The sequence below is a fragment of the Brucella sp. NBRC 113783 genome (genome assembly GCF_040372265.1).
In the GTDB taxonomy this organism is placed as follows: Bacteria; Pseudomonadota; Alphaproteobacteria; order Rhizobiales; family Rhizobiaceae; genus Brucella; species Brucella teleogrylli.
The window spans coordinates 1-23,454 of the sequence record NZ_BAABRX010000002.1 but is presented as its reverse complement, the minus strand read 5'-3'; the positions used below and the strand labels follow the sequence as shown (position 1 = coordinate 23,454).

The following is a 23,454-nucleotide window of genomic DNA, read 5'->3' as shown; positions in this document are numbered from 1 at the left end:
GTTGAAACTCAGCCTGCGTCGCGCGCGGCTTCCAGTGTCGCAACATCGATCTTGACCATTTTCATCATGGCGTCCGCTACGCGCTGACGGACATCGGGCGCACCGTTTTCGAGAATATCGAGCAACATGTCGGGCACGATTTGCCATGCGAAACCGTATTTGTCGGTCAGCCAACTGCATTCCATCGGCGAACCGCCTTCCAGAAGTTTTTCCCAGAAGGCATCTACCTCTGCCTGATCCTTGCAGCGAACGATCAACGAAGCCGCTGGCGTAAACTTGAACGACGGACCGCCGTTGAGGCCGCATATTTTTTGTCCGTCGAGCGTGAAGTTTGCGGTGACCGCCTGTTCTTCATTCTGCTGATGGCCATGCTTGAAGCGGATGAAGCCATCAATTGAAGCCGGTCGCCCGCAGGCGCGAAAAATCGAGACGTAATGATTGGCGGCTTCCTCCGCCTGCCCATCGAACCACAGGCAAATGGTGAGACCAGACATGGTCAATTCCTCCCTGTCTATCCGGTTTGATGTCAGCCCATGACTTTGGCTGCTTCTTCCATATCCATCCACATCAGCTCCCAGATATGGCCGTCCGGGTCCTCGAAGCTGCGCCCATACATGAAACCGTAATCCTGTTTGGCCGCTGGATCGGCACGACCGCCAGCCTTCGCGGCCTTTTCGACCGTATCATCCACCTCGGCCTTGCTGTCGGCGGAAAGGCAGACCAGTACTTCGCTGACCGCGGTGGCATCGGCAATTTTCTTCGGCGTGAACTGGCTGAACTTGTCATGATCAAGGATCATGGCGTGGATCGTATCGGAGAAAACCATGCAGGACGCGGTTTCGTCCGAGAACATCGGGTTCTTCTGCGCGCCAATGGCTTCATAAAAGCTGGTCGAGCGCGCAACGTCTTTCACAGGCAGATTCACGAAAATCATTTTCGGCATGTCATTTCCTCCATTGGCAGGGTGCAGCCCTGTCTCCATTGCTAACGTTAATCGCCGCTGGGCCAGACATTTTCTGCCTCTAACGGCCATGTCTGGATTAAGTTTGCTTGAACATAATGACAGATAAGTTATATTAGGCAACCATGAAGTTAGAAAAAATAACTAAAAGCGAAAAACAAACCGCCAAGCGCAGCTATGACGATGCGTGCGCCGCAGCGCATGGCCTTGATTTAATTGGAGAGCGCTGGGCGCTGCTGGTCATGCGAGAGCTGATGCTGGGCCCAAAGCGCTTCAGCGATTTGCGCGCCGATCTGCCGGGCGTCAGCGCCAATGTGCTGACCCAGAGGCTGGAAGGGCTGGAACTGGCGGGCATTCTCCACAAGACCAAATTGCCGCCGCCCGCCTCGGTGCAGGTCTATGAACTCACCGAATGGGGCTATGAAAGCGAGCCTATCCTGCAAGCACTCGGTCGTTGGGCCGCGCGTTCGCCAATGCACGATCCGAACCTGCCGATATCAACGGTGTCGTTCTTGCTATCCCTGCGCACTATGTTGGATAGCGAAAGCGCGCATGGGATGAATGCGACCATCCACCTGCAGCTGGATGGAGAAGATTTCACCGCCCACCTGCATGATGAGGCGCTGGATATCGCCCGTGGTAAGCCAGAACGATGCGATCTTTCGCTGCAAGGCGCACCGCGCATGGTCGCCGCAACGATCTATGGCGGGCAGCCGTTATCAGTGCTTGAGGAGGCCGGTCTGCTGATCGTCGAAGGAGATCGCGCCTTGGCAGAAAAGCTTCGCACGCTGTTCCCCTTGCCCGACAAAGCACCCTCCCCGGAATAAATATGCAACTTTTTGGTTGCTTATTTTTCCTGCACCTGTAAATTAGCAACCATTGAGTTGCCAATTACGGAGGATTTACACCATGACCCTTGCAAGCACGACAGATCGTATTGAGAAAACCGTTGATATTCGCGCAGGCATTGACCGCGTTTGGCGCGCCCTGACCGACCATGACGAGTTTGGAAGCTGGTTTCGCGTCAAGATCGATGGCCCGTTCGTCGTCGGCACCGCTTCGACCGGCCACATCACCTATCCGGGCTTTGAGCATGTGCGCTGGGAATCCTTCGTCAAGGATATGAATGCGCCGAACTATTTTGCCTTCACCTGGCATCCTTATGCAGTCGAGCCCGATGTCGATTATTCCAAGGAGCCGCCGACGCTGGTGGAATTCAAGCTAGAACCGATCGAGAGCGGCACCCGCCTGACGGTTGTTGAAAGCGGTTTCGATGCCCTGCCCGCCGAGCGCCAGCCATTGGCACTGCGCATGAACGATGGCGGCTGGCAGGAGCAGGTCGGCAACATCAAGGCCCATGTCGAAAAATGAATGAAAGCCCGGCCAGTCACGCCATGAAAATATCCGCTATTTTCGGGGCGCTTGCCGACCCGACCCGACTTGCGCTCATCGAAACATTGAGTGACGGTGAGAGCCGCTCCATCGTAGTGCTGTCGCAGAATGGCAGCATCACACGGCAAGCCGTGACCAAGCACCTGTCCGTTCTCGAACAGGTCGGGCTTGTGCAACGGGAAAAGATCGGGCGGGAAAGTCATTTCCGCCTGCATCCGGCTCCACTTGTCGATGCCCGCGCCTATCTGGCGGCCGTTTCGACGCAGTGGGACGATGCCTTGCAGCGCCTTCGCCATTTCGTGGAGGATTGAAAATCATACAGTTGACACAACATAGATAATACGAAAACACCCGCCAGCGACACTGGCGGGTGTTTTTCAATGCAAGGCAATCGGCCTGATCAGTGCAGGATCTGGCTGAGGAACAGCTTGGTGCGTTCGTGCTGCGGATTGTCGAAGAACTCGTTCGGCGAGTTCTGTTCGACAATCTGGCCCTGATCCATGAAGATCACGCGATTGGCGACCTGACGGGCAAAGCCCATTTCGTGCGTCACGCAGATCATGGTCATGCCTTCGGCGGCAAGGCTCACCATCGTATCAAGCACTTCCTTGACCATTTCCGGATCGAGCGCCGAAGTCGGTTCGTCGAACAGCATGACTTTCGGATTCATGCACAGCGCACGGGCAATTGCCACGCGCTGCTGCTGGCCGCCGGAGAGCTGGCCCGGATATTTATTAGCCTGCTCCGGAATTTTCACGCGCGCCAGATAATGCATGGCGATTTCTTCCGCCTTTTTCTTCGGCATCTTGCGCACCCAGATCGGGGCCAGCGTGCAGTTTTCCAGAATGGTCAGATGCGGAAAAAGGTTGAAGTGCTGGAAAACCATGCCGACTTCGCGGCGCACTTCATCGATCTTCTTCAGATCGTTGGTGAGTTCGATACCGTCAACGACGATCTTGCCCTTCTGATGCTCCTCCAGACGGTTGATGCAGCGGATCATCGTCGATTTGCCGGAACCAGACGGACCAGCCACGACGATACGTTCACCGCGCATAACCTTCAGGTTGATGTCGCGCAGAACGTGAAACTCACCATACCACTTATGCATATTGGTGATTTCGATGGCGACATCGGTTTTGGAAACCTGCATCTTGGAGCGGTCGACATCGACACCGAGCTCGGATTGCGGGAGGGCGCTTTGTGCACTCATTCCATTATTCCCTTTTGTTCTTTTTATCGTTTGTGACCCGTGTCGAGCCGTCGTTCCATGAATATAGAGTATCGCGACATAGCGAAACAGAAAATCCAGAAAACGAAGCCCGCAAAGATAAGGCCGGTAGCAGGCGTCTGTGGAGAAGCCCAATTGGCATCGGAGAAATTCTGGCGAACAATACCCAGAAGATCGAACATGCCGATGATGTAGACGAGGCTCGTATCCTTGAAGAGCCCGATGAAGGTGTTCACGATGCCGGGAATCACCAGTTTCAGCGCCTGCGGCAGGATGATGAGACCCGTCTTCTGCCAGTAGCTGAGGCCGAGCGCATCCGCGCCTTCATATTGCCCGCGCGAAATGGCCTGTAGTCCGCCGCGCACCACTTCCGCCATATAGGCCGAGGCGAACAATGCCACGCCGATCAACGCACGCAGCAGTTTGTCGAAGGTGACACCCGGCGGCAGGAACAGTGGCAGCATGACGCTCGCCATGAACAACACTGTGACCAGCGGAACACCGCGCACCATCTCGATGAAAATGATGCTGAATGTCTTGATGACAGGCAGATGCGACCGGCGACCGAGCGCCAGCAAAATGCCGAGCGGCAGTGAGACGGCAATGCCCACGAAGGACAGAACCAGCGTCACCAGAAGGCCGCCCCAAAGCGGCGTTTCCACGAAGGACAGGCCAAACCAGCCACCAACGAGCAGGAAGAAAGCGACGAACGGAAACACGAAGAAGAACAGAATGGCGTTGAGCGCCTTCTGCGGCACCTTCGGGATCAGCAGCGGTACCAAAAGCACGACGAAGATCAGCGCCGTGAGATTGACCCGCCACCGCTCATCGATCGGATAGCGCCCATAGATGAACTGCTCATACTTGGCCTGAACAAAAGCCCAGCACGCGCCGGACCAGCCATCCGGCTGTGCGCCGCCCTGCGCAACGGTCAGACAGGCGGTGCGGTCGGTTCCGCTCCACACCGCATTGATGAAGAGCCACTGAATCGCCGAAGGCAGAAACCAGACCAGCAGAAACAGAGCGAAGATCGTCAGGGCCGCATCGGTTGGAGAAGCGAAGAGATTGACGCGCAGCCAGTGCGAAAAGCCCTGTACGGAACGCGGCGGCTTTTCGCTATCGACCATTTGCGTGCGGATATATTGGAGATCGGCATTTTCCATGGTCATCTCTCCACCAGCGCCATTTTGGCATTGAACCAGTTCATGAGGGCGGATGTAACCAGACTGATGCCCAGATAGATCATCATCCAGATCGCCACGACTTCAACCGACTGGCCCGTCTGATTGAGGATCGTGCCGCCGACGGCGACCAGATCCGGATAGCCGATGGCGATTGCCAGCGAGGAATTCTTGATAAGGTTCAGATACTGGCTCGACAGTGGCGGAATGATGATGCGCAGCGCCTGCGGCACGATGATCAGCCGCATCGTCGGGCCGGGCCGCATGCCCACAGCATAAGCGGCTTCAGTCTGCCCTTTGTTGACGCCAAGAATGCCTGCGCGCACCGTTTCGGCAATGAACGACGCCGTATAGAAAGACAGAGCCAGAAACAGCGCCAAAAATTCCGGTTTGACCTGCGCGCCACCCGTCAGATTGAACGTCCCGAGTTTCGGGACATCGAAGGATACCGGAAAACCGGTCGCGATGAAGGCAAGTAGCGGCAGACCAATGATCAAAGCGATCGCGACACGGATTGTATGGAAGGGCTGCCCCGTCGCCATCTGCCGGCGCTTGGCCCAGCGCGCCACCACGAAAGAGCCGACAATGCCCAATGCGAGCGCCGCCAGTATCAGCCACGCCCCCTCACCCCAGACTGGCGCGGGCATGAAGAAACCGCGCGTATTGATATAGGTGTGCAGCGGTCCGCTGATGCTCTCGCGCACATTCGGCAAGGTGGCCAAAATGCCGAAATACCAGAAGAAAATGACCAGCAGCGGTGGGATGTTGCGAAACACCTCGACATAGACCGTGCAGATCTTGCGGATCAGCCAGTTGCGCGACAGACGACCGATACCGACAAGAAAGCCGATGATCGAGGCCGTGATAACGCCCAAGCCCGCCACATAGAGTGTGTTGACCAGACCGACCAGAATGGCCCGGCCATAGGTGGAATCGCTGTTATAGGAAATCAGTGTCTGGCTGACATCGAAACCCGCGCGACCGTTCAGAAAGCCGAAGCCGGAGGCGATATTCGCGCGCTGAAGATTGGTGATCGTGTTTCCGACGATCCAGTAGATCGAGCCTACGACCGCGACGAACACAATCACCTGATAGAAGATGCCGCGAACGCGCGGATCGTAGAGAAGTGAGGTTCCACCGCCATCATGGCGTTCGGTTGCAGAATAGGAAGCCATATGTTTCCCGTATCTTGGGGCTCAGGCGCAAATTTTTCGGAACGGAAACGGCGCTCCCAAACGGAAGCGTAATTCTCGAAACGTCAATGCAGCCGAACCATACTTTTTTGCGACGGGCCGGTTCAAATGTCTGGCCAGCGAAATGCTATGCGCTCTTGTGGGCAAACGCCCATTTCAAATGCCTGCTACGAAACAGGTCCGATCCCGAGGGAAACCTGTTCTCAGGGAAATAAAGAGCTGACAAATCCGGCATGAGGCGGGTGCAAATGCCCCCACCCCATGTCAGATGTAAAAGCCGTCGTCCTTAGCGGATCGGCATGCCGTATTGCAGGCCACCCTTCGTCCACTGGGCATTGAGGCCGCGCGCGATCTTGAGTGGACTGCCGCTGCCGAGATTGCGTTCGAACAATTCGCCGTAATTGCCGACGCCCTTGATGATCTTGACGACCCAGTCATTGTCGAGGCCAAGATCGGTGCCGATCTTGGTATCGGCTTCCGTGCCAAGCAAGCGCTTGATTTCCGGGTTGTCGGAGTTCTTCATCTCGTCGACATTGGCCTTGGTGATGCCGAATTCTTCGGCGTTCAACAGGGCATAATGGGTCCAGCGGATAACGTCTGCCCACTTGGAATCGCCCTGACGGACAGCTGGTCCAAGCGGCTCCTTGGAAATGATTTCCGGCAGGATGACGTGATCGTCCGGATTGGCGAGCGTCAGGCGGATCGCATAAAGGCCGGACTGGTCGGTGGTATAAGCGTCGCAACGACCGGAATCGTAAGCCGCATTGGCTTCATCGACCTTTTCGAAGACGACCGGATTATATTCCATTTTGTTGGAGCGGAAATAATCGGCCATGTTCAGTTCGGTCGTGGTGCCAGCCTGAACGCAGATCGAAGCGCCGGAAAGCTGAAGCGCCGAATTGATGCCGGAAAGCTTCTTCGAATTGATCATGAAGCCCTGGCCGTCGAAATAGTTCACGCCCGCGAAATCAAGACCGAGCGAGGTATCGCGGCTGATGGTCCAGGTGGTGTTGCGGATCAGAACATCCACTTCACCAGACTGCAATGCCGTGAAGCGTTCCTTGGCATTGAGCGGCGTAAACTTCACCTTGGTCGGATCGCCAAAGATCGCGGACGCGACCGCGCGGCAATAATCCACGTCGAAGCCCGACCATTCGCCCTTGTCGTCCGGCGAAGCAAAACCGAGAAGACCGGTGTTGACGCCACATTGCAGGAAGCCCTTTGCCTTCACATCCGAAAGCGTGTCGGCAGATGCCCCTGAAGCCGCGCCGAACAGCGCTGCCGCACCCAATAACCCCATTACGATTGTATTTTTCATCTGGCCTGCAACCTTTTTGTTCCCTGGAAACGTCGGTCAAACTGCCCGTGCGTCTCTCTCGTTGTTGTTGCATAGGTTTTTCCGGAAAAAGCGTTGCGCTCCTCCTCACCCCACGCTGCATAGCAGACCGCCTCTCGCCCTGACCGGTTTATCCGGCCTCTTGATTATTTTCGAGCACAGCGGCGCCTGTCGCCTTCACCGCCTTATCGAAGGCGATATTTGGGCATTGGTCAAGTTAATAACGGCGGCAAAATCCGCGTTTCGTGGAAAAGCCCGAAACAGCGGTTCAATTTTTTACACGGTTTCCCAATTTCTGGGTAGCGCGGCTAACAAAGTGTGAGGTTCGACACTTGCTGGAATCTCGAAAGTGAAAATAGAGTAATAACAGTTATTTAAATGAACATAGCCCAAGCGCGGCCGTCGAAAACAGCCGCGGTCAGGGCCAGAATCACACAGTGGGGAGCGTGTGCTTATCATCCAGTGAAAAAATAATATTTCGCGTCGCCATGTAGCGCGCCACCCACCAGGTTGCGAGCAATCCAATCGTACAACCTGCCACAATGTCGGTCGGGAAATGCGCTCCGGCAGCAAGCCTGCTGATGCAGAACAACAGACCGACAACGATAATCGGAAAGCGCCAGCGCGGCAGAAAAATGCTCAGCGACATCATCATGATACCCGCCATCATCGAATGGCCCGACGGGAAACTCTCATAGAGAAACTCACCCTTGAACGGCGAGAAATAGGCTGCACCATATTGATCGAGCAGAAACGGGCGCGCGCGACCGATGGCAAGCTTGCCGATTTCCGTTGGAATACTGCCCGCGACGATGGATGCCAATACCAGCGTGGCCCAACCGTGCCAGCGCATGAGAATGGGGCGCATCTGCCCCCGATAACCGGGCGACAAGATGAAAGCCGTCACGAGCCAGACGATCAGCGCCACCGCCAGCCACACCAGCGTGCGGATCGCGTCGGTCACGGTTCGCAGGATTTCCATGACGATATTGGTGCTTCCAGCCGCCGCACGAACGATATCGGCGTCCCATAGGTGCAGGATCAGGATGATGAAGGGCAGCAGCACGACGATTGCTGTCATCTGCATCGTCCAGGAATAGGGAGCTCCCTTATAAGCAGGACGCAGAAAGGAGCGGATAAGTTCAATGGCCGCATATACCGGATTGAGAAGCGTGTTTTTCATATCCGGTGATGACATTCCATTATTCCCTTTTCGCATCGCATCTTGCACTTCGAGCACTGACCACAGGGTTGCATCCAGCCCAGACGCGGCTTATCGAATGAACTTCAAAACATTCCGTTATCGGCGGAATCATTGATCTTTCTGCCAACCGCATCTGGCCGCATCCGGTAGACGGTACGACCATGCAGAGCTCTCTAAAAGAGAACCGGCGGAACGCATGCAACACGGTCTGGAGGCAATTTCGTGGCTAAGCAGCAAGTCAACACGGCGAAACTGGGGATAAACACTCGACTGGCGCATGATGGCTATCAGCCACGCGACTATCACGGCTTCGTCAATCCACCGGTTGTCCGCGCCTCGACCGTGCTTTTCCCGGATGCCGAGACCATGGCGACCGGCAACCAGAAATATACCTATGGCACGCGCGGAACGCCCACCAGCGATGCGCTTTGCGATGCGATCAATGCACTGGAAGGCTCTGCCGGAACCGTCTGCGTTCCGTCCGGTCTGGCGGCTGTGACCGTGCCACTGCTGGCCTTCCTGTCTTCCGGCGATCATGCTTTGCTGGTGGATTCGATCTACAATCCGACCCGTCATTTTGCCGATACGATCCTCAAGCGCATGGGCGTGGATGTCGAATATTACGACCCGGAAATCGGCGCGGGCATCGCCGCTCTGATGAAGCCCAATACCAAGGTGGTCTTTACGGAATCGCCGGGCTCCAACACTTTCGAGATGCAGGACATTCCGGCCATCGTTGAAGCTGCCCACAAAGGCGACGCCATCGTGATGATGGACAACACCTGGGCAACCGCAATCTATTTCAAAGCACTCGACTTTGGCGTGGATGTTACGATTCACGCCTCGACCAAATATCCATCCGGCCATTCCGACATTCTGTTCGGCACCATTTCCGCCAACGAGAAATGCTGGCCGCAGCTTCTCGAAACCCACGGCACGCTTGGGCTTTGCGCCAACCCCGACGATACCTATCAAGTCCTGCGCGGCATGCGCACCATGGGCATCCGGCTGGAGCATCACCGCAAGAGCGCACTGGAAGTTGCCCATTGGCTCGAAAGCCATCCCGCAGTCGCACAGGTTCTGCACCCGGCCCTTGAAAGCCATCCCGGCCATGAAATCTGGAAGCGCGATTTCACCGGCTCGTCGGGCATCTTTTCGTTCGTTCTGAAGGAAGGCGGACAGGCGGAAGCCCATGCTTTCCTCAACGCGCTGGAAATCTTCGGCCTGGGCTATTCCTGGGGCGGCTACGAAAGCCTAGCGCTGCAGGTGCGCGTTGCCGACCGCCTAATTGCCAAAGGCAATTATCCAGGACCGGTCATCCGGCTCCAGATTGGTCTGGAAGATGTTGCCGATATCATCGCAGATCTTGAAAAAGGCTTTGCCGCGATCTGACGGGCATAATCGAGTGCGAGCGCATGCCCGGCACCTTGCAGCAGCCGGAATGCGCTCTATACTTTTCGCAAAGTGCTTTCAGTGGCACCATATGCGCGGTGGTTTGACGGAAAACCATCAGCGCTAAAGGACGATATCATGGTGAATGCGGTTTTCATTATTCAGGGTTTCATCGCCATAGGTCTGGCCGTCCTGGCGATTGCGGTCATTCTGCGCTATCGCCGCTAACCACTGTTTTCGCTGCAAATTCTCCTTTATTTTCGAGCAACCGATTTCAAGGCGAATCGTTCTTATTGCATCACTGCACTTACGGAGGACACAGAAATGCGGAAAGTAGCACTTGGACTGGTGGCGCTGATGGCAATTTCAGGCTGCACCACCACTGAAAAAGATATTTCCATCGGTACGGGTGCAGGCGCGATTATCGGCGGCATCGCCGGCGGCGGGCGTGGTGCTCTGATCGGTGCAGGCGCAGGCGCGCTTGGTGGTCTGCTCGTGCGCGAACTGCGCAATGGCAATTGCGAATACCGCAACCGTCATGGCAAAATCTACGTGGCGCGCTGCAAACGCTAAGCCCGGACCCACCAAGCAAACGTATACAAAAGCGCCGGATATCCCGGCGCTTTTTCTTTGTCCCGTATATTGCTTTTCTCACCGATTGCCCTGACGTCCGACTGTTTACCAAGTTCCAAAGAGGAACTTTCGCCCGACAGTCTCGTTTCATAAAAGATTGTCGTCATTCATCGTGTTCATTCAGGGAGATGTTCGATGAAACTCGCTTTGAAAGCTGCCATTGTGGCGTTGGGAGTCTTGTCGGCTGGCGCGGCACAGGCCGCAAACGCCATCTCCACCGCCAATCTCAATATCCGCACCGGCCCCAGCACCAGCTATCCTTCCATGGGCGCCATCCCGGGCGGTGCGCCGGTGACAGTACACGGCTGCACCTCGGGTTATGGCTGGTGTCAGGTGAGCTATGGCGGAACCCATGGCTGGTCGTCGTCACGCTATATCGCGTTTCAGGAAGGAACGGTCGGCAGCGGCTATTCCAATGATTTCGGACGTAACGCAGCCCTCATCGGCATTCCGCTGATCGCCGGTGTGGCCATCGGCTCCGCGCTCAATGATCGCGATGATTACTATTATCGTCGCGGTTATTGGGGACGCCCGGACTATCGCTATCGTAACCGGAACTGGGATCGTCCCGGCTGGCACGGCGGACGCCCTGGCGGTCATGGCCCGCGTGCCTATATCCGTCCACGCGGCAACGAGCCGCGCTAAGCCGGCCACGAGATCATAAAAATGGCGGGGTATTGCCCCGCCATTTTTCAATCATTCGGACACCGTCTGCGGATTGAGGTTCAGCATCGGGATCGAGCTGTTCGGCAACATGGTCGATGGTAACTGGCCGTTCCATCTTTCCGCCTGCGTCAGCGATACGAGACCCGGATTATCCCGCAGCGCGTCACCACGCGCCTTGATGGCGGTTGCTTCCGCCTCGCCCCTCAGACGAATAGCTTCCGATTCCGCTTCGGCTTGAAGACGCACGGCATCGGCCTGCGCTTCGGCTTCCGCACGGCGCGCATCAGCTTGCGCCTTGGCCTGCGTGACAGTGATTTCCGCCTGCACCTTTTCGCGCTCGGCATTCTGGCGCAAACGCTGCACTTCGACTTCCGCCAGCATGCGCTGCTCGATGGATTGTTCATAGGCATCGGAGAAGTCGATATTCTCAATCTGGACGCTGTCGACAACCACCGGCCCACGCACGCTGCTCTGGATGGCTTCTGCGATCTCCTGATTGAGACGGCTGCGCTCCTGAATGGCCGTCACGGCATTGAACTTGCCGAACACCGTCTTGCTCTCCTCGAAAACGCGACGCTCGACCAGACGCGACAGCAGGCCGTCCTCGCCGCCGTAATTGGCGTAGACTTCCTCGACGCGATCCGGCGGGATGCGATAATTGACCGACAGATTCATGGTCGCCGGTTGCTGGTCGCGGCTATAGGCTTCCATCTGGTTATAGATCGCCGCCTTCGACTGTACCGAAACGCGAACGATGGAATCAATCAAGGGAATCTTGAAACCCAGTCCCGGCTGCGCGACCCCGGCGACCGCGCCATATCGCAGAACGACACCGCGTTCGCCTTCGTCGATCGTGTACCATGAGCCCAGAATAACGCTGAGCAAAACCAGACCGATGAACCCGGCCACCGCCGTTGGAATATAACGCATGCCCTCTCCTCTTCACTTATTAAAGCTTTGCTGAAATACACGCGAAAGCTGTAAACAAGAAAGACAATCGGGCTCTATCCACCGGATATCGACAGTTTTACTGACAATGACAGGGATCAAACCGGCTTATGATCTGCCGGTATAGGGGAAGCAGATCATAGAATTGGGTTTGTCCTTGTTGGGGCAGCATTTCTGCGGGGGTGCGACGATACAACCATCCGCTTGTCCGTCGGACGCCGCATAGGCAATCGGAGTGAGAAAAACAATAGCAAACGATACTGCGAGAAACACGAGCTTCATAACAACCTTTCCGACGAGAAGACCGGCGCCTTTAAGCGCGATTCTCACCGTCGCGGTATTCCAAGTCCTCAGGACCAAGAACCGGCGTGCAAATCCATGCGCGCAACATTTCCCACGGGATGAACGCATGGAGGCAGAACGGAACGGAAATTTGGGAAAGGTGGCGATCCCGGCAGGATTCGAACCTGCGACCTACGGCTTAGAAGGCTGGTATTTTTCCATAATAATCAACGACAGTTCCAACAAACTATTTGCCGCAACCAATAGAACAAAATAAGAAAATTGGAACACTTGAGGCTGGTCAAAGACATGACCAAACCTTCAGCTTGGGAGGGGAAATTGGATTACGCAATCGGCTCAGGATCTTACTTGTCCCGCGCAAAAGCTCGCATACTGGACAATAGCCGTGAGTCTCTTTTTTATGCCGCGTACGAGTTGCGATGCTGCATTGAAGCCCGCCAGGAGGAATATCTACAAGCTCAACGTGACTACGCGAAGAGCATACCTAAATCTTGGAATATTGGGAAACAACACGCTGCGCTAGAATCGATATTCTCAAGCGAGCGCATTCAAAGTATTGCAATTAATTTTACCGATCATGCAAAAATAGAGGCCCTGCACATTCCGGTCTCAACAACCCTTCGGCAACAGGCAGAGCGATTGGGCGATCTACTTCATGCACAGACTACTTATCGCGCTGAGAGCGATGTTTGGTGGAGCGAACTAAGGAACCGGCTAGTGGCTATTTATCGATCTGCTTGGACATGCAACCAAAGCAAAGTACTTTGCCCTGTCATGCTGGTCGGAGAAAAATCTATTGGAAAAATGGTGTTCTCGCTGGAGCCGGGAGAAGCTCGGATTGTGCAACGCCTCGCATCCGAAAAAAGATCCGTCGTAATGCAAGTGACCTACCTAACTTCCCCTCCTGTCGATTGGATATGCGATCTCTAGTTGAAGTCCCGGAGGTTCTACGGATTTCTGGCGTTTTCAATGGCTTGAAAAAAGTCGCAAAGAAAAGCATGCGTTATAAATTAGCTCTCGCTGACAGCGATCAAACGACACGCAATTTCACGCGCTCCCCAACGTAAAGAAAACGCATCTGATACATCAAACCAACCTTCGTTGTTCTCAGAACCCTGGTTTTCTCCCATACATGAGCATTGACATTCATGGCCACGCGCCGACCTACAGGAAGGCGAACAAACTTCATGCTCCCGAAATGGTTGGACGACATAAACTTTACCGTAACGATTCAAACATCAGTCGACAAAATCGTTGAACCAAGCTTGTGGTAACTCCCACTGCTTCCTTTCTTTCAGCCAAACAGGTGATGTTCGCTTGCCTGCTTGGAGCCAATTCCTGTTGTCAGCAGAATATGGAACACGAACATACAGTTTATGCCCCTTTCCAAATCGCAAGGCTACAGGAACTCCTTTTTGGCTAAGCACCCAATCCAGCTTCGCTTTGTTCTTTTCCCACATCCCTTTCGCCCTCCAGAACAGTCTCGGGAACCCCGTCCAACTCCACATTCCAATCTTTTTCTTTAGCGGCTACTATTTCATCTACAAGCAATGAATTGATTTCGGATTCAATTGTCAAATATTCTGGCACTAAAAACGAGAATATTGGACGCGGAAAGCCATCGCGATACCTTGAAAAAGCTCCATCTGCTTTACGTTTTTGTCGAGAGAACAACTCCCGGTAACGGGTAGGAGTTATCCCGAAGAACGGGATAAAGTTTACAGAAGGAAAGCGATCGTAAGAACCTCTAGACATCCCCTCAATTTTAACAGAGTCCGAGTGAAGATCTGAAGTTAAACTCTTCGGATAAGGTTCTAGAAAAACAACTTTTGTCAACCCACTAGCGACGATATGCTTCGAACACATATGACAAGGAAAAGTCGTACAATACAACGTTCCCCCGGCAACAGATATTCCAAGTCTCGCGGCATCCGAAAGAGCGGACATTTCGGCATGGACTATGCGACCATACTCAAGAGCATCCATGAACTGGGATTCGGCAAGGCTTTTTAATTCTTTGTCTGTTAGTTTTGGATCCGCTCCACGAAGAATTTCTATTATTTCTTGCAGAATTTCCTCTTTGCGCGCATCATTGCTATCGCGACTTAGAGTATATTCTCTTGCATCAAACCCCTCATCGCACCAATAAGAGCCACCATTGGCCTTCGGCACTTCGTTCGCGCCTAGTGTTGCAATTTCGCCAGTCGGACGAAATATTGCCGCACCAACCTGACGGGAGAGGTCTAGACTTCGAAGCGCCGCAGAATGTGCCAAATACATTCCATACTCAAGTCTTGTCGGAGAATAACCGTTAAATCCAAATAATAACTCTACAAATCTCTTAATTTGGTTAGAAAGTTTATTCTGCTCATCCGTTCGATCAATATTTAAAACAACATCAGCATATTGGAAAATCTTTCCAACCTTTTGACCAAATTTATCCGGCTCATTCTCATCTTTTGATATAACATGCTCAGCTTTCTCCCGATAGTTAATTCTATCGGCTTTTCTGTCATCATGCGCCATTTCTCTTGAGAGATTATCGACACGGATGTCTCGAGCTGAATAAACAGAAACCTGAAAGAAAGACTTATCATAAATTTGTCGAAGAAGCTTGAGTTCCGCTTCCGTTTTTAACTGGTCGATAATATATACAACACCCTTTTTATCAGTGGACCGACGTCCATATCCCTGCGTTCTAACTTTGTCTCTTTCATCTGTGATCATCGAAATAGCAACACGAGAGAGAATATCGAGATTAATATTCTCTCGAAGCCGGTTTCCGAACTTTATATATGAATTAATCCTCTTGAACTTGCTACTCTCATCCAGACCTTGATATGAAAATTCGGCAGCCAAATCCGGAAATGCTTTGGTAATTTTTATATGGTGTGATTCATAGCCTATCTTTTTAAACCGGGAACGAAGCTCTTCCACGACCGTTTTGATGTCAGTGCCAACTGGCGACACAATGCCGATTATAATGTCCGGATATTTTATCTCTGTACCTTGGGAGGAAACCGTGGCCTTATTGTCAGACATTTGCTAGCACACCGCCATCTGAATTGAGTCGCTCTATTAAGCTAATTAAGGGGTCAAAATGTCGAACAAGCAAGCACAGCGCGAACCCGACACACAGAAACAACCAGTTAGGTTCTCTGCACAGCTCTCAACATTAGCCGAACGATCTAAAGAGGCATATCAAGAAGCCCTTGAGGATTTTAGAAATGCTCAAACCGTTGGCTCCCCCAATTATTTCATGGGAAATGATTAACAAAAAAACCCCGCTTCGGCGGGGTTTTTCATGCTTTATGCAAATATCAGCAAATTTGTCAGACCTTCTTGTCCTGCGCCAACACGGCTAGCACCATCAATTCTCACTCCAGAAGAAGCTCTACGAGTAGCGACGACAAACGACAAAGTACCGACTAGGCAGTAACATATCATCTGCCATAAATAATAGTTCCAACCCAAAGAGCACAGGCTTAGCGGTTCAAACGACGAAAGCTAGAACACTTAGCAAGCTACTGGGTGATTTTATATATTTGTTGATACGGATAAAATTTCTGATAGAGCTATGGCAGTTTCCACATAAAGATGGGGTGTAAAAGTACATGGGGGACAAAGAAGCCTATAAGAACGAACGCCGTATTAAAACACGAGAAGCGGCATTAACCTTATGTGATGACTTGTCATTCTTTAGAAAAATATTGGTGAGCGAATCGATAAATTCTGGTGACCTTCGACGATTGAGCGCTCAGCTGCGACGCATCCTGGTTGAGCAAACCCTTGAACGGATTGCTGGACCAAGGGTGGGAAAAATCCAGATCATCGCTCCAGTGACTGACCCTTGGCTTGGGTCAAATCGACGTGCTCCCATGCCTTTCTTTGGCAGAGGTCCTGCAACAATTTTTGGCATTTCAATTGGCTGCGTGATTTTAGACGATTCAGGACCTCGACCAGAGCTTGACAACGAGGACCCCGACCACTTCCACGCTATGGGATCACAGCAATTCATCTCACAAGGCGTAATGGTGCACAAGGGCACCCCAATTACCCGTAGCCAGATTATTAAGTATATCGCAAACGTTGCAGGTGGTGTTCATTCTGGAGAAAAGATGGATGAAGTCGAGAAAAAAATAAAAGCTGTTCGTAGCACAACCCATCTAAAAGTCATTGACGATGGAAACATTGCACTAACGGTGAATCAGAGCATATTTTTATCCGAAGATTATCCCGCTATACTCGACCGCGATGCAGTAGACTGGCCACTGCTGGAGCTATGGACTACGGCAAATTGTCTGGTCAATTCCCCAGAAATTATAGCTCTTGAAAAGTACATTGCCCAGGAAGGAGAAAACTAATCTACTTTGCCTGGGAGACTAAGAATTACTCATGTTTACTATGGCTAGAAAAATTAGAACAAAAAGCCGTCTGTTATTTTCATTATGCTTTTTATGCGGCCTGCCTCACTCATATGCTGTCAGCAACGCCAGCTTATGCACCGTGTTTCCACAGCCGGAAAACGCGGATTGACTAATCATCAAAATGAGAACATTTTAGGAACATACTCCCACTGAGAGGAATATGTTCCTGAGTACCCCTGTACTCGGGCGCGGTTCCGCGCATTCTGATTTTGGAGCGTGTCTTGCGCCTTCCTGAGACTATTGAGCGTCTGTACCTCGACTTCGACGGCTTTTTCGCGAGCGTCGAACAGCAATGCGACCGCCGCCTACGCGGTCGGCCAATCGGCGTTGTTCCCTTCGAAGGGACAGAGCGCACGGCCGTTATCGCCTGCTCGAAAGAGGCGAAGGATTTCGGCGTAAAAAACGTGATGCCGATCAAGGAAGCGAAGCGGCTATGCCCCGATCTTATCCTGGTCCCCCAGAAACCCGACCTTTACAGGCGCGCTCATAACGCGCTGCTCTGCGAGATCGAGACCGTCATCGCCATCGACACCGCCAAGAGCATCGATGAACTGACGTGCGTGCTGGACGACAGCGGCAAGCGAGATCCGGAGCTATTGGCAACTCGGATCAAGGCCGCGATTTCGGAGAACATCGGCCCCTACATCACCTGCTCGATCGGGTTCGCGGCCAACCGGCAGCTGGCGAAAATCGCCTGCAAAGCAGGGAAGGAAGAGACAAAGCGCCGGGGCGCTTACGGAAACGGCCTCGCCATTTGGTGGCCCGCTATCATGCCGGGCCCGCTGTTGCGCGTCGAGCTGGAGGATATACCCGGCGTTGGATCCAATATGGCGAAGCGGCTTTATCGCAATGGCGTGTTCACAACAACCCAGCTTTACGCCCTGCAGCCGAAACACATGCGCAAGATCTGGAACAGCGTCAACGGTGAGCGACTTTGGTATGCCTTGCACGGCTACGATATCCAGACGCCAGCGCAGCAGCGCGGCATGTTCGGCCATGGTCGCGTTCTGCCACCTGAAGCCCGATCGATGAGTGGCGCTTATGAAATCTCCCGCCTTCTGCTGACCAAAGCCGCCCGCCGCCTTCGCCGTGAAAACTTCTATGCAGCTGGCCTGTGGCTTTGGCTATCGCTGCGCGACGGTTCATGGTTCGGAAAACACTATCTGCCGGTCGTGAATGACGATCAGGCTATTCTGTCGGCGCTGCGCTTGCTCTGGCAGCGCGTGCGAGACGATCATCCTCGAGGCATAACCATATTCCGGGTCGGCGTGACGCTCTATGACCTGTCACCAGCTGGCGAGCGTCAGATGGATATGCTGAATAATGACGATGCAGTGCGCCAAAAATGGGAAAAGGCAAACAACGCCGTCGATACGCTGAATATCAAATATTCCGGCACCATCGTCAGTATGGGCGAGTGGAAGCCGCCAGCTGGCGGGCACGTCGGCGGCAAGATCAGTTACACTCGCATCCCGTCGGCTGAGGATTTCTGGTGATGGGCAATTGGAAATCGACAATCAAGGTCCGCGATTTGGACGATGAGCAGCGGCTTGAACTGACCTGCAAAAAATGCGGACGCGTGACCTACGCAACAAAGCAGCTGCTTTGCGAGGGAACCGATCGTTCACAAAAATATCTGGATGAGATCGAAGCGAAGGTCCGCTGCAAGGCGCGCGGCTGCCACGGGCATATGCGCATGGCAATGGTTCGCCTGCAGGAAATGAGCGGCTTTGTCGGAGGGCTGGCATAAACACCTAAAAGCAAAAGCCCGTCAGTTAACCGTCTGGCGGGGCTCAATGTTCTGCCGCGCCCGCATTACGTAACACTAATTGATAAAATTTTGCTTTTTAGCGGTCGCTAATAAGGTAGAGTTACGTCTTTAGTATAAGGAGGCTGACATGCCGTTTTTCAACGAAGCGAGCCGAATATATACGTCTGTCGAAGTCGATTTCTTGCGCAGCTGCTTCACGAATTCAGCTGTCATCCTCGAAGAAAGCGACCGCAATTATTCGGCCAGTGAACTCGCATCGTGCGTTATGATGCTCTACGAGCACGGCTTGCGCGATCGCAATTATCTCTGCGAACTCGCCGCCCGGCTTGCCCATTAGAAGTTTGTTGTTCGACATGACATGACCGCGATGCATACCAACTCCAACAATGCCGATGGAACCTTTTTCTAAGAATGACGTTCGTAGCCGTTGGTGTCATCTGCCGCTTTAACCAAGCTCGGAAGACTGACGCCTACCCTACCCCGCGTTGCACCGTCGGGCAGGGTATCTATTTTTCGGAGGCAAAAATGTCTTGGGGAAAGCCAGTTGACGTCCAGATTTATGGGATCGGGAAATACCGTATAATCACAAGTACGGCAGGCGCAGCTGAGTGCTTACTTGAAGAGTGGCCACATAAAGCACGTGGAGAAGAATATTGGCGCGCCATCGAAAGTTGCCTGGCTGACCTGGAAGGAAAAACGAGCAACGCTCGAGATAGTTTCATTGCAGCAGCCAACGCAGCTGGATTGACCATTCGGCCGTCCAGTTACCAATAACGCTTCGAAAGGCAGAAAGATTGAAGCCTGACGTCATGTCAGGCTTTACTTTTTTGACCGGACGGGTAAAAATTTTGTGCCCTTGGGAGAGAGGGCTCAGTTGCCTTGCCCCGCGCGGTTTTCGCTGCGGGGTTCTTTTTTGATCATGGCGTAGAGTGACCGGACGCTACAAATGCTGCCCCCACCTCTCTAGCCCAAGTCTGCAGGATCAGGTTTGCCTGCATCGGCGATAGCTTCTTTTCTTGCCCGTTGATAGTGACGAATATGTCCGCCCCTCGCCGCTCTGGATAAAGATCTCGAATCGCAGTGACGGTCATCTGTGAAACCATGCCCACATTTTCACTGCGTTCTCATACAGTGAGACAATGCCAACAACGATTGCAAGAATGCCGAGCACAAGCCAACGCATGAAGCGTCCAATGGTCCGCATCGAGCGGACCAGATCCAGCCCATCTTTCAGGAGGTCGATATCCTCCTCACGCAGCTGAGATAAAAACTCTCTGGTTTCCTCGGGAAGCTCGACGAGCCTATGTGCAATAGCAGCGTCTTGATCCATTGGTGTCACCTTAATTCCCCCTTCAGCCCATCATAAAATCCGGCGCAGCGGTCTGTTCTGGCGTTCTGCCGATCGAGCGCCTCACGCTCGCGTTTTAAGATCGATAGCTTTTCCTGCCCTTCGACAAGCGGCGCGTGCGCTTCCTTGCGCCGGCAATCATCGGGATAGTCCGGCAAGCGGGTTCCGGCATTCACCCGCCCCTCAGTTTCACCCGCTGCGATCAGCTTCCTGTCAACGGCGCAGGAACTCAATATCGTCGTTATCAAGCAGGCAAGCGCGGCCCGCCTCAGCAAGCTTGCGTTCATATTCGGCGATCTCCTGTTCGGTTTTTTCAGTCCGAGCCGCTTCCGCAGTCCAGACATTGCGGATCTGCTCCTGGTATGCGGCGGTCACGAATTCGCTGACCGTAAGCTGACGCTGCAGTTCGTCCCGCTCGGCACGCGCTGCCGCAAGTTCGAACTGCGTCACAAGCCCTTTCTTGGCTTGCCCTTCGAATAGGAAGCCAACTGCCGGCAGATCTTTAAGAACCGGGACACCGTTGTAATAGGCCGAGCCGATGACGATCCCCGCCACCACGCCGAGACCGATCTTGAGATAATCGAGAAGGCCGAACATCACTGTAGCCCCGCGAGGCAAAGCTCCAATTCGCCGATCCGCTGCGCATCGCCGTATTCACGGCGCTTTTTGAGGCCTTCGACAACCTTGCCGCCCGCTCGATTGAATAGCGTCATTGCGCTGCAAGCTGCCTGCCAGTTCCTTTCTCGCATCCGCTTTGCTGCCGAGGATGAACACGCCGCGCCGGTACCAATATTGTACGAAAGGTCGAGCATCGAGGCCTGGACGCTGATCGGTGCACGATCGAAAGTGGCGATGCACTTTTGGAGCGGCTTTCGGAAATCATGCTCCAGACGTGTTTCCAGCATCTTGAGGCATTGCGCGTCGGTGTATGTGTCGCCAGGCTTGACACCCTTGGTTTCGCCCGCACAGACCGTCCAGACGCCACCGAGCCTGTCATAATAAGCTTTCTTCTCAACGCCCTCCCACGGAACTGTGAGGTAGGCTGCCGTCATAGCAACAAGGCCGAGTCCAGACGCCAGCGCGCCCTTTGCACGTTTACTTTTCATCGGAGGAATCCTTTTGGGAAATGATGCGCGCCAGAAACGCCGCGATCGTCACGACGAATATGAGAAAGCGGAACCATCGGTCAGGGATGAGTGATGTGTCGGCCAAATAGGGCAACACGGCTTCGAGGCCGGTCAGAATGCCGGCAACGATTAAAAGGCGGATGCTCCACGCATAGCGAAGCACCCACCTCCAGTCGGAGACGAGTTTCATGGAACAAACTTATGTGGGGTGTTAACTCAGCGCTCAGGCGAACGCGGCGTCGATTTGAGCTTCGCTTGTGATCACGCCAGCTTCGATTGCGGCCAGCACCTGAGCTTCAATGCCATAGCTATTTCGAATATGCAGACGGACGGCTGCGGCAAGATCGTCCATCTGTTCATTTGTCAGTTGGCGGAATTCACCATCAGCGAACTTCCATGGATCACCATCAGCGCGCTCGCCTTTCTCGATAGCCACGGCCTCGGCAATAATCTTGTTATGGCTTTCGCGATCAGAGAGAACCGGCCAGCCATTCCAGACGGTTCCGCCCACTTCCCGCTCCCATCGCTTAGCAGCTGCATATTCTGCGAGCGTCATGCCGGGGTGGTCAGTTTGTGGCGTACCATCTTCGACAGGCACGGTTTTCGTAGGAGGTTCAATGCCAAGGGCCGCATAATGCATAGGAAAGCCCTTTTTCCCCACGCGACTGAGGTCGATGACTGTTTCGGTAGCAGACATTATGCGTCTTCCTTCTCAAATTCCGGCACAAAGCGTCCATCGCTGTCAGTGTTCGATTCCTCATCAGATTTGACGAACGGGTCGTTGCGCTCTGCGATCACAACCCACGACACCAGATCAGTGCAGGCGTCGTCCTCGCAGATAATCTCGAACGAACCGCCATCGATCGCCCCCGGCTTCAGACGCGCAAAGCCGTCCTGATTTTGCAGACTGGTCACAACCGCATTTGTCGTCAGGGCGGTGAACGTTCCGGTACTCATGTTGCTGGCAGCGTCGATATCGACCATGGCGCGACCATTCACAAGCTGAACAGTGCCGCGATAGATCAGGTCATAGCGGGGCGCTTCTACGAAGCCATGACGAAGGTTCTTATTGAACGGATCAAGCGGATGGTCGATTAGGAACGTACCAGACCCTTTCGAAATCGAGCCGCTGACGATAAGATTGTTGTTGAAATTCCAGTTGCCGGCAACATTGTTATAGAAGCCGATGCTGTTACCAAAGCCAGTGTTTACAGAAACGCCAATTTCACCAACATATGCGTTTCCGTTGTTATAAAAATATACTTTACCCTGGCCAATTCCGCCCACATTGGCCACATTTCTAGCAGTAATGCTCCCTGTTGTTAGCACATCACCAGTGAAATTTGCTCCCGTCAGATTGGCTTTCAAATTCAGCGCTGTTTGCGTTGCCGTACTGACCGGCAGCCCGGTCTTGGCCTGCAATGTGCCGTCGCCCTGAACATATTGCGCTGTTGTTCCTATCGCCAGAGCGAGCAAAGCGCGGCCCAGTGTGCCAAGATCAATAGGCGCGACATCGCCATTCGCATCCGTGGCGAGTGCTTTGTTCGCAGCCAACGATATCTGTTTCAGATCGCCCGTAGCATCCGTCTGCAATATCTGGCGCGCCGCCAACGTCAGCGCCGCCAGCTTGTCGAGACTGCCGTTCGGGTCTGTCACGAGGTCCGCCAACTCATACTCACCCGTAGGCCCACCGACCGGAACCTTCCCCTCCTCGACGCCGAGTTCGGCCAAGTTCATCAACACGCCATTGCCAAGCAGTTCGATAATGGTTGCGGCTTGCGTCGAAACCCGCGTGCCGTCGCCAAGCTGTCGCGCACGATATGCGCCGTCAACAATGTCCACTCCCGTCCAAGGTTCGGTAAGCGTCAGCTGGGTGTCGCTATCGACGCTGGCAATGACAGCCGTCAGGTTCTGGATTTGAAGCGTGTCACCTTCGCGAAACCGCGTTACCTCGAACAGCGTGCCGGTTCCCGTAACGGTCACTGACCCATTGGCGAGCGAAATCGTTCCCGACATGTAGTCGGACAAAGTAGCCATAGATTTTTCTCCTGAGATCAGTTCGGCGTTATGCCAAAAATGTAGTACCGGACACCCTGAATACGGGCACCGTAATCAAGTCGCGTCCAGCTGCCAGCCTGACTGAATGCATCAGACCAACCGCTATCCGGCGAACAGAAGAAATCGACATAGGTGTCGTTCACTTCGGCCAGCATGGATATGTTGGAAACATCAACCCCGCGTTCGGCCCGATAGATCGGCGTCGTTACACAGTTCGGGAACACGGTTGAGTATTTTAGGTAAGGCACGAAACCGGCATTATTGAAGTTCAGCCGATAGGTTCTCA

General features: G+C 53.7%; 30 protein-coding genes. 13 read left to right on the top strand and 17 right to left on the bottom strand.

The window, feature by feature from the left end; translation table 11 throughout:
- Window positions 1–8: 8 nt before the first annotated feature.
- Together ABWW11_RS05445 and ABWW11_RS05440 are read right to left on the bottom strand one after the other, a co-directional pair.
- Window positions 9–494, bottom strand: coding sequence for a VOC family protein (locus tag ABWW11_RS05445; RefSeq protein ID WP_121535701.1), 486 nt, complete (start codon window positions 492–494; stop codon window positions 9–11).
- 32 nt (window positions 495–526) lie between these two features.
- Window positions 527–943 (bottom strand): VOC family protein, encoded by a 417-nt coding sequence (locus ABWW11_RS05440; RefSeq protein WP_109368712.1) that lies wholly within the window; start codon window positions 941–943, stop codon window positions 527–529.
- A 143-nt stretch (window positions 944–1,086) separates the two neighbouring features.
- On the opposite strand from ABWW11_RS05440, the gene ABWW11_RS05435 reads away from it, so the two are divergent.
- From ABWW11_RS05435 to ABWW11_RS05425, 3 genes are all read left to right on the top strand, one after another.
- Complete coding sequence (locus ABWW11_RS05435; protein WP_319080470.1) at window positions 1,087–1,788, top strand: winged helix-turn-helix transcriptional regulator; 702 nt, start codon at window positions 1,087–1,089, stop codon at window positions 1,786–1,788.
- A gap of 82 nt (window positions 1,789–1,870) precedes the next feature.
- A complete protein-coding gene (locus tag ABWW11_RS05430; protein WP_319080471.1) occupies window positions 1,871–2,332 on the top strand; it encodes an SRPBCC family protein in 462 nt (153 codons plus the stop codon).
- 23 nt (window positions 2,333–2,355) lie between these two features.
- On the top strand, window positions 2,356–2,664 hold the full coding sequence (locus ABWW11_RS05425; RefSeq protein ID WP_319080472.1) for an ArsR/SmtB family transcription factor: 309 nt from the start codon (window positions 2,356–2,358) through the stop codon (window positions 2,662–2,664).
- Between the two features lie 89 nt (window positions 2,665–2,753).
- On the opposite strand, the gene ABWW11_RS05420 is transcribed toward ABWW11_RS05425, so the two are convergent.
- The 5 genes from ABWW11_RS05420 to lpxE form a co-directional block, all read right to left on the bottom strand.
- Window positions 2,754–3,563 (bottom strand): amino acid ABC transporter ATP-binding protein, encoded by an 810-nt coding sequence (locus ABWW11_RS05420; RefSeq protein ID WP_121535689.1) that lies wholly within the window; start codon window positions 3,561–3,563, stop codon window positions 2,754–2,756.
- A gap of 23 nt (window positions 3,564–3,586) precedes the next feature.
- Window positions 3,587–4,744, bottom strand: coding sequence for an amino acid ABC transporter permease (locus tag ABWW11_RS05415; protein WP_109368708.1), 1,158 nt, complete (start codon window positions 4,742–4,744; stop codon window positions 3,587–3,589).
- A gap of 2 nt (window positions 4,745–4,746) precedes the next feature.
- A complete protein-coding gene (locus tag ABWW11_RS05410) occupies window positions 4,747–5,937 on the bottom strand; it encodes an amino acid ABC transporter permease (RefSeq protein WP_319080473.1) in 1,191 nt (396 codons plus the stop codon).
- A gap of 304 nt (window positions 5,938–6,241) precedes the next feature.
- The gene (locus ABWW11_RS05405) at window positions 6,242–7,273 is read right to left on the bottom strand and encodes an amino acid ABC transporter substrate-binding protein (RefSeq protein WP_109368706.1); all 1,032 of its coding nucleotides are present in this window, start codon (window positions 7,271–7,273) and stop codon (window positions 6,242–6,244) included.
- 448 nt (window positions 7,274–7,721) lie between these two features.
- On the bottom strand, window positions 7,722–8,489 hold the full coding sequence (gene lpxE / locus ABWW11_RS05400; RefSeq protein WP_171317757.1) for a lipid A 1-phosphatase LpxE: 768 nt from the start codon (window positions 8,487–8,489) through the stop codon (window positions 7,722–7,724).
- A gap of 228 nt (window positions 8,490–8,717) precedes the next feature.
- Between lpxE and ABWW11_RS05395 the strand changes: the two genes are divergently transcribed.
- From ABWW11_RS05395 to ABWW11_RS05385, 3 genes are all read left to right on the top strand, one after another.
- Window positions 8,718–9,887: a cystathionine beta-lyase gene (locus tag ABWW11_RS05395; protein WP_319080474.1), complete on the top strand. Its 1,170-nt coding sequence runs from the start codon at window positions 8,718–8,720 to the stop codon at window positions 9,885–9,887.
- A 324-nt stretch (window positions 9,888–10,211) separates the two neighbouring features.
- Complete coding sequence (locus tag ABWW11_RS05390; RefSeq protein ID WP_109368703.1) at window positions 10,212–10,460, top strand: YMGG-like glycine zipper-containing protein; 249 nt, start codon at window positions 10,212–10,214, stop codon at window positions 10,458–10,460.
- A gap of 195 nt (window positions 10,461–10,655) precedes the next feature.
- Window positions 10,656–11,165 carry an SH3 domain-containing protein gene (locus ABWW11_RS05385; RefSeq protein ID WP_121535680.1) on the top strand — a complete coding sequence of 170 codons (510 nt, stop codon included), beginning with the start codon at window positions 10,656–10,658 and terminating at the stop codon, window positions 11,163–11,165.
- Between the two features lie 51 nt (window positions 11,166–11,216).
- On the opposite strand, the gene ABWW11_RS05380 is transcribed toward ABWW11_RS05385, so the two are convergent.
- Window positions 11,217–12,116 (bottom strand): prohibitin family protein, encoded by a 900-nt coding sequence (locus ABWW11_RS05380; protein ID WP_109368701.1) that lies wholly within the window; start codon window positions 12,114–12,116, stop codon window positions 11,217–11,219.
- Window positions 12,117–12,725: 609 nt separating this feature from the next.
- Here ABWW11_RS05380 and ABWW11_RS05375 point away from each other — a divergent pair.
- Window positions 12,726–13,367 (top strand): hypothetical protein, encoded by a 642-nt coding sequence (locus tag ABWW11_RS05375; protein WP_319080475.1) that lies wholly within the window; start codon window positions 12,726–12,728, stop codon window positions 13,365–13,367.
- 489 nt (window positions 13,368–13,856) lie between these two features.
- Here the strand turns inward: ABWW11_RS05375 and ABWW11_RS05370 are convergent, their stop codons facing one another.
- Complete coding sequence (locus ABWW11_RS05370; RefSeq protein ID WP_319080476.1) at window positions 13,857–15,479, bottom strand: anti-phage dCTP deaminase; 1,623 nt, start codon at window positions 15,477–15,479, stop codon at window positions 13,857–13,859.
- Between the two features lie 58 nt (window positions 15,480–15,537).
- Here ABWW11_RS05370 and ABWW11_RS05365 point away from each other — a divergent pair, with 58 nt between their 5' ends.
- The 6 genes from ABWW11_RS05365 (at window position 15,538) to ABWW11_RS05340 (ending at window position 19,409) form a co-directional block, all read left to right on the top strand.
- The gene (locus ABWW11_RS05365) at window positions 15,538–15,711 is read left to right on the top strand and encodes a hypothetical protein (RefSeq protein WP_181376036.1); all 174 of its coding nucleotides are present in this window, start codon (window positions 15,538–15,540) and stop codon (window positions 15,709–15,711) included.
- A gap of 340 nt (window positions 15,712–16,051) precedes the next feature.
- Complete coding sequence (locus ABWW11_RS05360) at window positions 16,052–16,801, top strand: hypothetical protein (RefSeq protein WP_319080477.1); 750 nt, start codon at window positions 16,052–16,054, stop codon at window positions 16,799–16,801.
- Window positions 16,802–17,085: 284 nt separating this feature from the next.
- Window positions 17,086–18,360, top strand: a complete 1,275-nt coding sequence (locus ABWW11_RS05355; RefSeq protein WP_353409336.1) for a Y-family DNA polymerase — start codon at window positions 17,086–17,088, stop codon at window positions 18,358–18,360.
- A complete protein-coding gene (locus ABWW11_RS05350) occupies window positions 18,360–18,614 on the top strand; it encodes a hypothetical protein (protein ID WP_012092156.1) in 255 nt (84 codons plus the stop codon). Before ABWW11_RS05355 ends, ABWW11_RS05350 begins: the two co-directional genes overlap by 1 nt.
- A gap of 148 nt (window positions 18,615–18,762) precedes the next feature.
- Entirely contained in the window at window positions 18,763–18,972 is a 210-nt protein-coding gene (locus tag ABWW11_RS05345; protein WP_353409333.1) for a hypothetical protein, read from the top strand.
- Window positions 18,973–19,046: 74 nt separating this feature from the next.
- Window positions 19,047–19,409 (top strand): DUF982 domain-containing protein, encoded by a 363-nt coding sequence (locus ABWW11_RS05340; RefSeq protein WP_353409330.1) that lies wholly within the window; start codon window positions 19,047–19,049, stop codon window positions 19,407–19,409.
- A 313-nt stretch (window positions 19,410–19,722) separates the two neighbouring features.
- Here the strand turns inward: ABWW11_RS05340 and ABWW11_RS05335 are convergent, their stop codons facing one another.
- The 8 genes from ABWW11_RS05335 to ABWW11_RS05300 form a co-directional block, all read right to left on the bottom strand.
- Window positions 19,723–19,965, bottom strand: a complete 243-nt coding sequence (locus ABWW11_RS05335; protein WP_319081275.1) for a hypothetical protein — start codon at window positions 19,963–19,965, stop codon at window positions 19,723–19,725.
- 5 nt (window positions 19,966–19,970) lie between these two features.
- Window positions 19,971–20,141 (bottom strand): hypothetical protein, encoded by a 171-nt coding sequence (locus ABWW11_RS05330; RefSeq protein ID WP_319081276.1) that lies wholly within the window; start codon window positions 20,139–20,141, stop codon window positions 19,971–19,973.
- A gap of 55 nt (window positions 20,142–20,196) precedes the next feature.
- The gene (locus ABWW11_RS05325; protein WP_319081277.1) at window positions 20,197–20,580 is read right to left on the bottom strand and encodes a hypothetical protein; all 384 of its coding nucleotides are present in this window, start codon (window positions 20,578–20,580) and stop codon (window positions 20,197–20,199) included.
- The gene (locus ABWW11_RS05320; RefSeq protein ID WP_319081278.1) at window positions 20,580–21,089 is read right to left on the bottom strand and encodes a lysozyme; all 510 of its coding nucleotides are present in this window, start codon (window positions 21,087–21,089) and stop codon (window positions 20,580–20,582) included. The genes ABWW11_RS05325 and ABWW11_RS05320 overlap by 1 nt, the downstream gene beginning before the upstream one ends.
- Entirely contained in the window at window positions 21,079–21,300 is a 222-nt protein-coding gene (locus tag ABWW11_RS05315; RefSeq protein ID WP_319081279.1) for a DUF7940 domain-containing protein, read from the bottom strand. Before ABWW11_RS05315 ends, ABWW11_RS05320 begins: the two co-directional genes overlap by 11 nt.
- A 33-nt stretch (window positions 21,301–21,333) precedes the next feature.
- Complete coding sequence (locus ABWW11_RS05310; protein WP_319081280.1) at window positions 21,334–21,807, bottom strand: DUF4376 domain-containing protein; 474 nt, start codon at window positions 21,805–21,807, stop codon at window positions 21,334–21,336.
- A complete protein-coding gene (locus tag ABWW11_RS05305) occupies window positions 21,807–23,147 on the bottom strand; it encodes a hypothetical protein (RefSeq protein WP_353409323.1) in 1,341 nt (446 codons plus the stop codon). The genes ABWW11_RS05310 and ABWW11_RS05305 overlap by 1 nt, the downstream gene beginning before the upstream one ends.
- 17 nt (window positions 23,148–23,164) lie before the next feature.
- A partial coding sequence (locus tag ABWW11_RS05300) for a hypothetical protein (protein WP_353409320.1) occupies window positions 23,165–23,454 on the bottom strand: 290 nt, incomplete at its 5' end.

Bases quoted from the DNA above. Each gene is read 5' to 3' on its own strand.
- ABWW11_RS05445 (WP_121535701.1), bottom strand. From the start codon at position 494: ATGTCTGGTCTCACCATTTGCCTGTGGTTCGATGGGCAGGCGGAGGAA.
- ABWW11_RS05440 (WP_109368712.1), bottom strand. From the start codon at position 943: ATGCCGAAAATGATTTTCGTGAATCTGCCTGTGAAAGACGTTGCGCGC.
- ABWW11_RS05435 (WP_319080470.1), top strand. From the start codon at position 1,087: ATGAAGTTAGAAAAAATAACTAAAAGCGAAAAACAAACCGCCAAGCGC.
- ABWW11_RS05430 (WP_319080471.1), top strand. From the start codon at position 1,871: ATGACCCTTGCAAGCACGACAGATCGTATTGAGAAAACCGTTGATATT.
- ABWW11_RS05425 (WP_319080472.1), top strand. From the start codon at position 2,356: ATGAAAATATCCGCTATTTTCGGGGCGCTTGCCGACCCGACCCGACTT.
- ABWW11_RS05420 (WP_121535689.1), bottom strand. From the start codon at position 3,563: ATGAGTGCACAAAGCGCCCTCCCGCAATCCGAGCTCGGTGTCGATGTC.
- ABWW11_RS05415 (WP_109368708.1), bottom strand. From the start codon at position 4,744: ATGGAAAATGCCGATCTCCAATATATCCGCACGCAAATGGTCGATAGC.
- ABWW11_RS05410 (WP_319080473.1), bottom strand. From the start codon at position 5,937: ATGGCTTCCTATTCTGCAACCGAACGCCATGATGGCGGTGGAACCTCA.
- ABWW11_RS05405 (WP_109368706.1), bottom strand. From the start codon at position 7,273: ATGAAAAATACAATCGTAATGGGGTTATTGGGTGCGGCAGCGCTGTTC.
- lpxE (WP_171317757.1), bottom strand. From the start codon at position 8,489: ATGTCATCACCGGATATGAAAAACACGCTTCTCAATCCGGTATATGCG.
- ABWW11_RS05390 (WP_109368703.1), top strand. From the start codon at position 10,212: ATGCGGAAAGTAGCACTTGGACTGGTGGCGCTGATGGCAATTTCAGGC.
- ABWW11_RS05385 (WP_121535680.1), top strand. From the start codon at position 10,656: ATGAAACTCGCTTTGAAAGCTGCCATTGTGGCGTTGGGAGTCTTGTCG.
- ABWW11_RS05380 (WP_109368701.1), bottom strand. From the start codon at position 12,116: ATGCGTTATATTCCAACGGCGGTGGCCGGGTTCATCGGTCTGGTTTTG.
- ABWW11_RS05375 (WP_319080475.1), top strand. From the start codon at position 12,726: ATGACCAAACCTTCAGCTTGGGAGGGGAAATTGGATTACGCAATCGGC.
- ABWW11_RS05370 (WP_319080476.1), bottom strand. From the start codon at position 15,479: ATGTCTGACAATAAGGCCACGGTTTCCTCCCAAGGTACAGAGATAAAA.
- ABWW11_RS05365 (WP_181376036.1), top strand. From the start codon at position 15,538: ATGTCGAACAAGCAAGCACAGCGCGAACCCGACACACAGAAACAACCA.
- ABWW11_RS05360 (WP_319080477.1), top strand. From the start codon at position 16,052: ATGGGGGACAAAGAAGCCTATAAGAACGAACGCCGTATTAAAACACGA.
- ABWW11_RS05350 (WP_012092156.1), top strand. From the start codon at position 18,360: ATGGGCAATTGGAAATCGACAATCAAGGTCCGCGATTTGGACGATGAG.
- ABWW11_RS05345 (WP_353409333.1), top strand. From the start codon at position 18,763: ATGCCGTTTTTCAACGAAGCGAGCCGAATATATACGTCTGTCGAAGTC.
- ABWW11_RS05340 (WP_353409330.1), top strand. From the start codon at position 19,047: ATGACGTTCGTAGCCGTTGGTGTCATCTGCCGCTTTAACCAAGCTCGG.
- ABWW11_RS05335 (WP_319081275.1), bottom strand. From the start codon at position 19,965: ATGGATCAAGACGCTGCTATTGCACATAGGCTCGTCGAGCTTCCCGAG.
- ABWW11_RS05325 (WP_319081277.1), bottom strand. From the start codon at position 20,580: ATGTTCGGCCTTCTCGATTATCTCAAGATCGGTCTCGGCGTGGTGGCG.
- ABWW11_RS05320 (WP_319081278.1), bottom strand. From the start codon at position 21,089: ATGAAAAGTAAACGTGCAAAGGGCGCGCTGGCGTCTGGACTCGGCCTT.
- ABWW11_RS05315 (WP_319081279.1), bottom strand. From the start codon at position 21,300: ATGAAACTCGTCTCCGACTGGAGGTGGGTGCTTCGCTATGCGTGGAGC.
- ABWW11_RS05310 (WP_319081280.1), bottom strand. From the start codon at position 21,807: ATGTCTGCTACCGAAACAGTCATCGACCTCAGTCGCGTGGGGAAAAAG.
- ABWW11_RS05305 (WP_353409323.1), bottom strand. From the start codon at position 23,147: ATGGCTACTTTGTCCGACTACATGTCGGGAACGATTTCGCTCGCCAAT.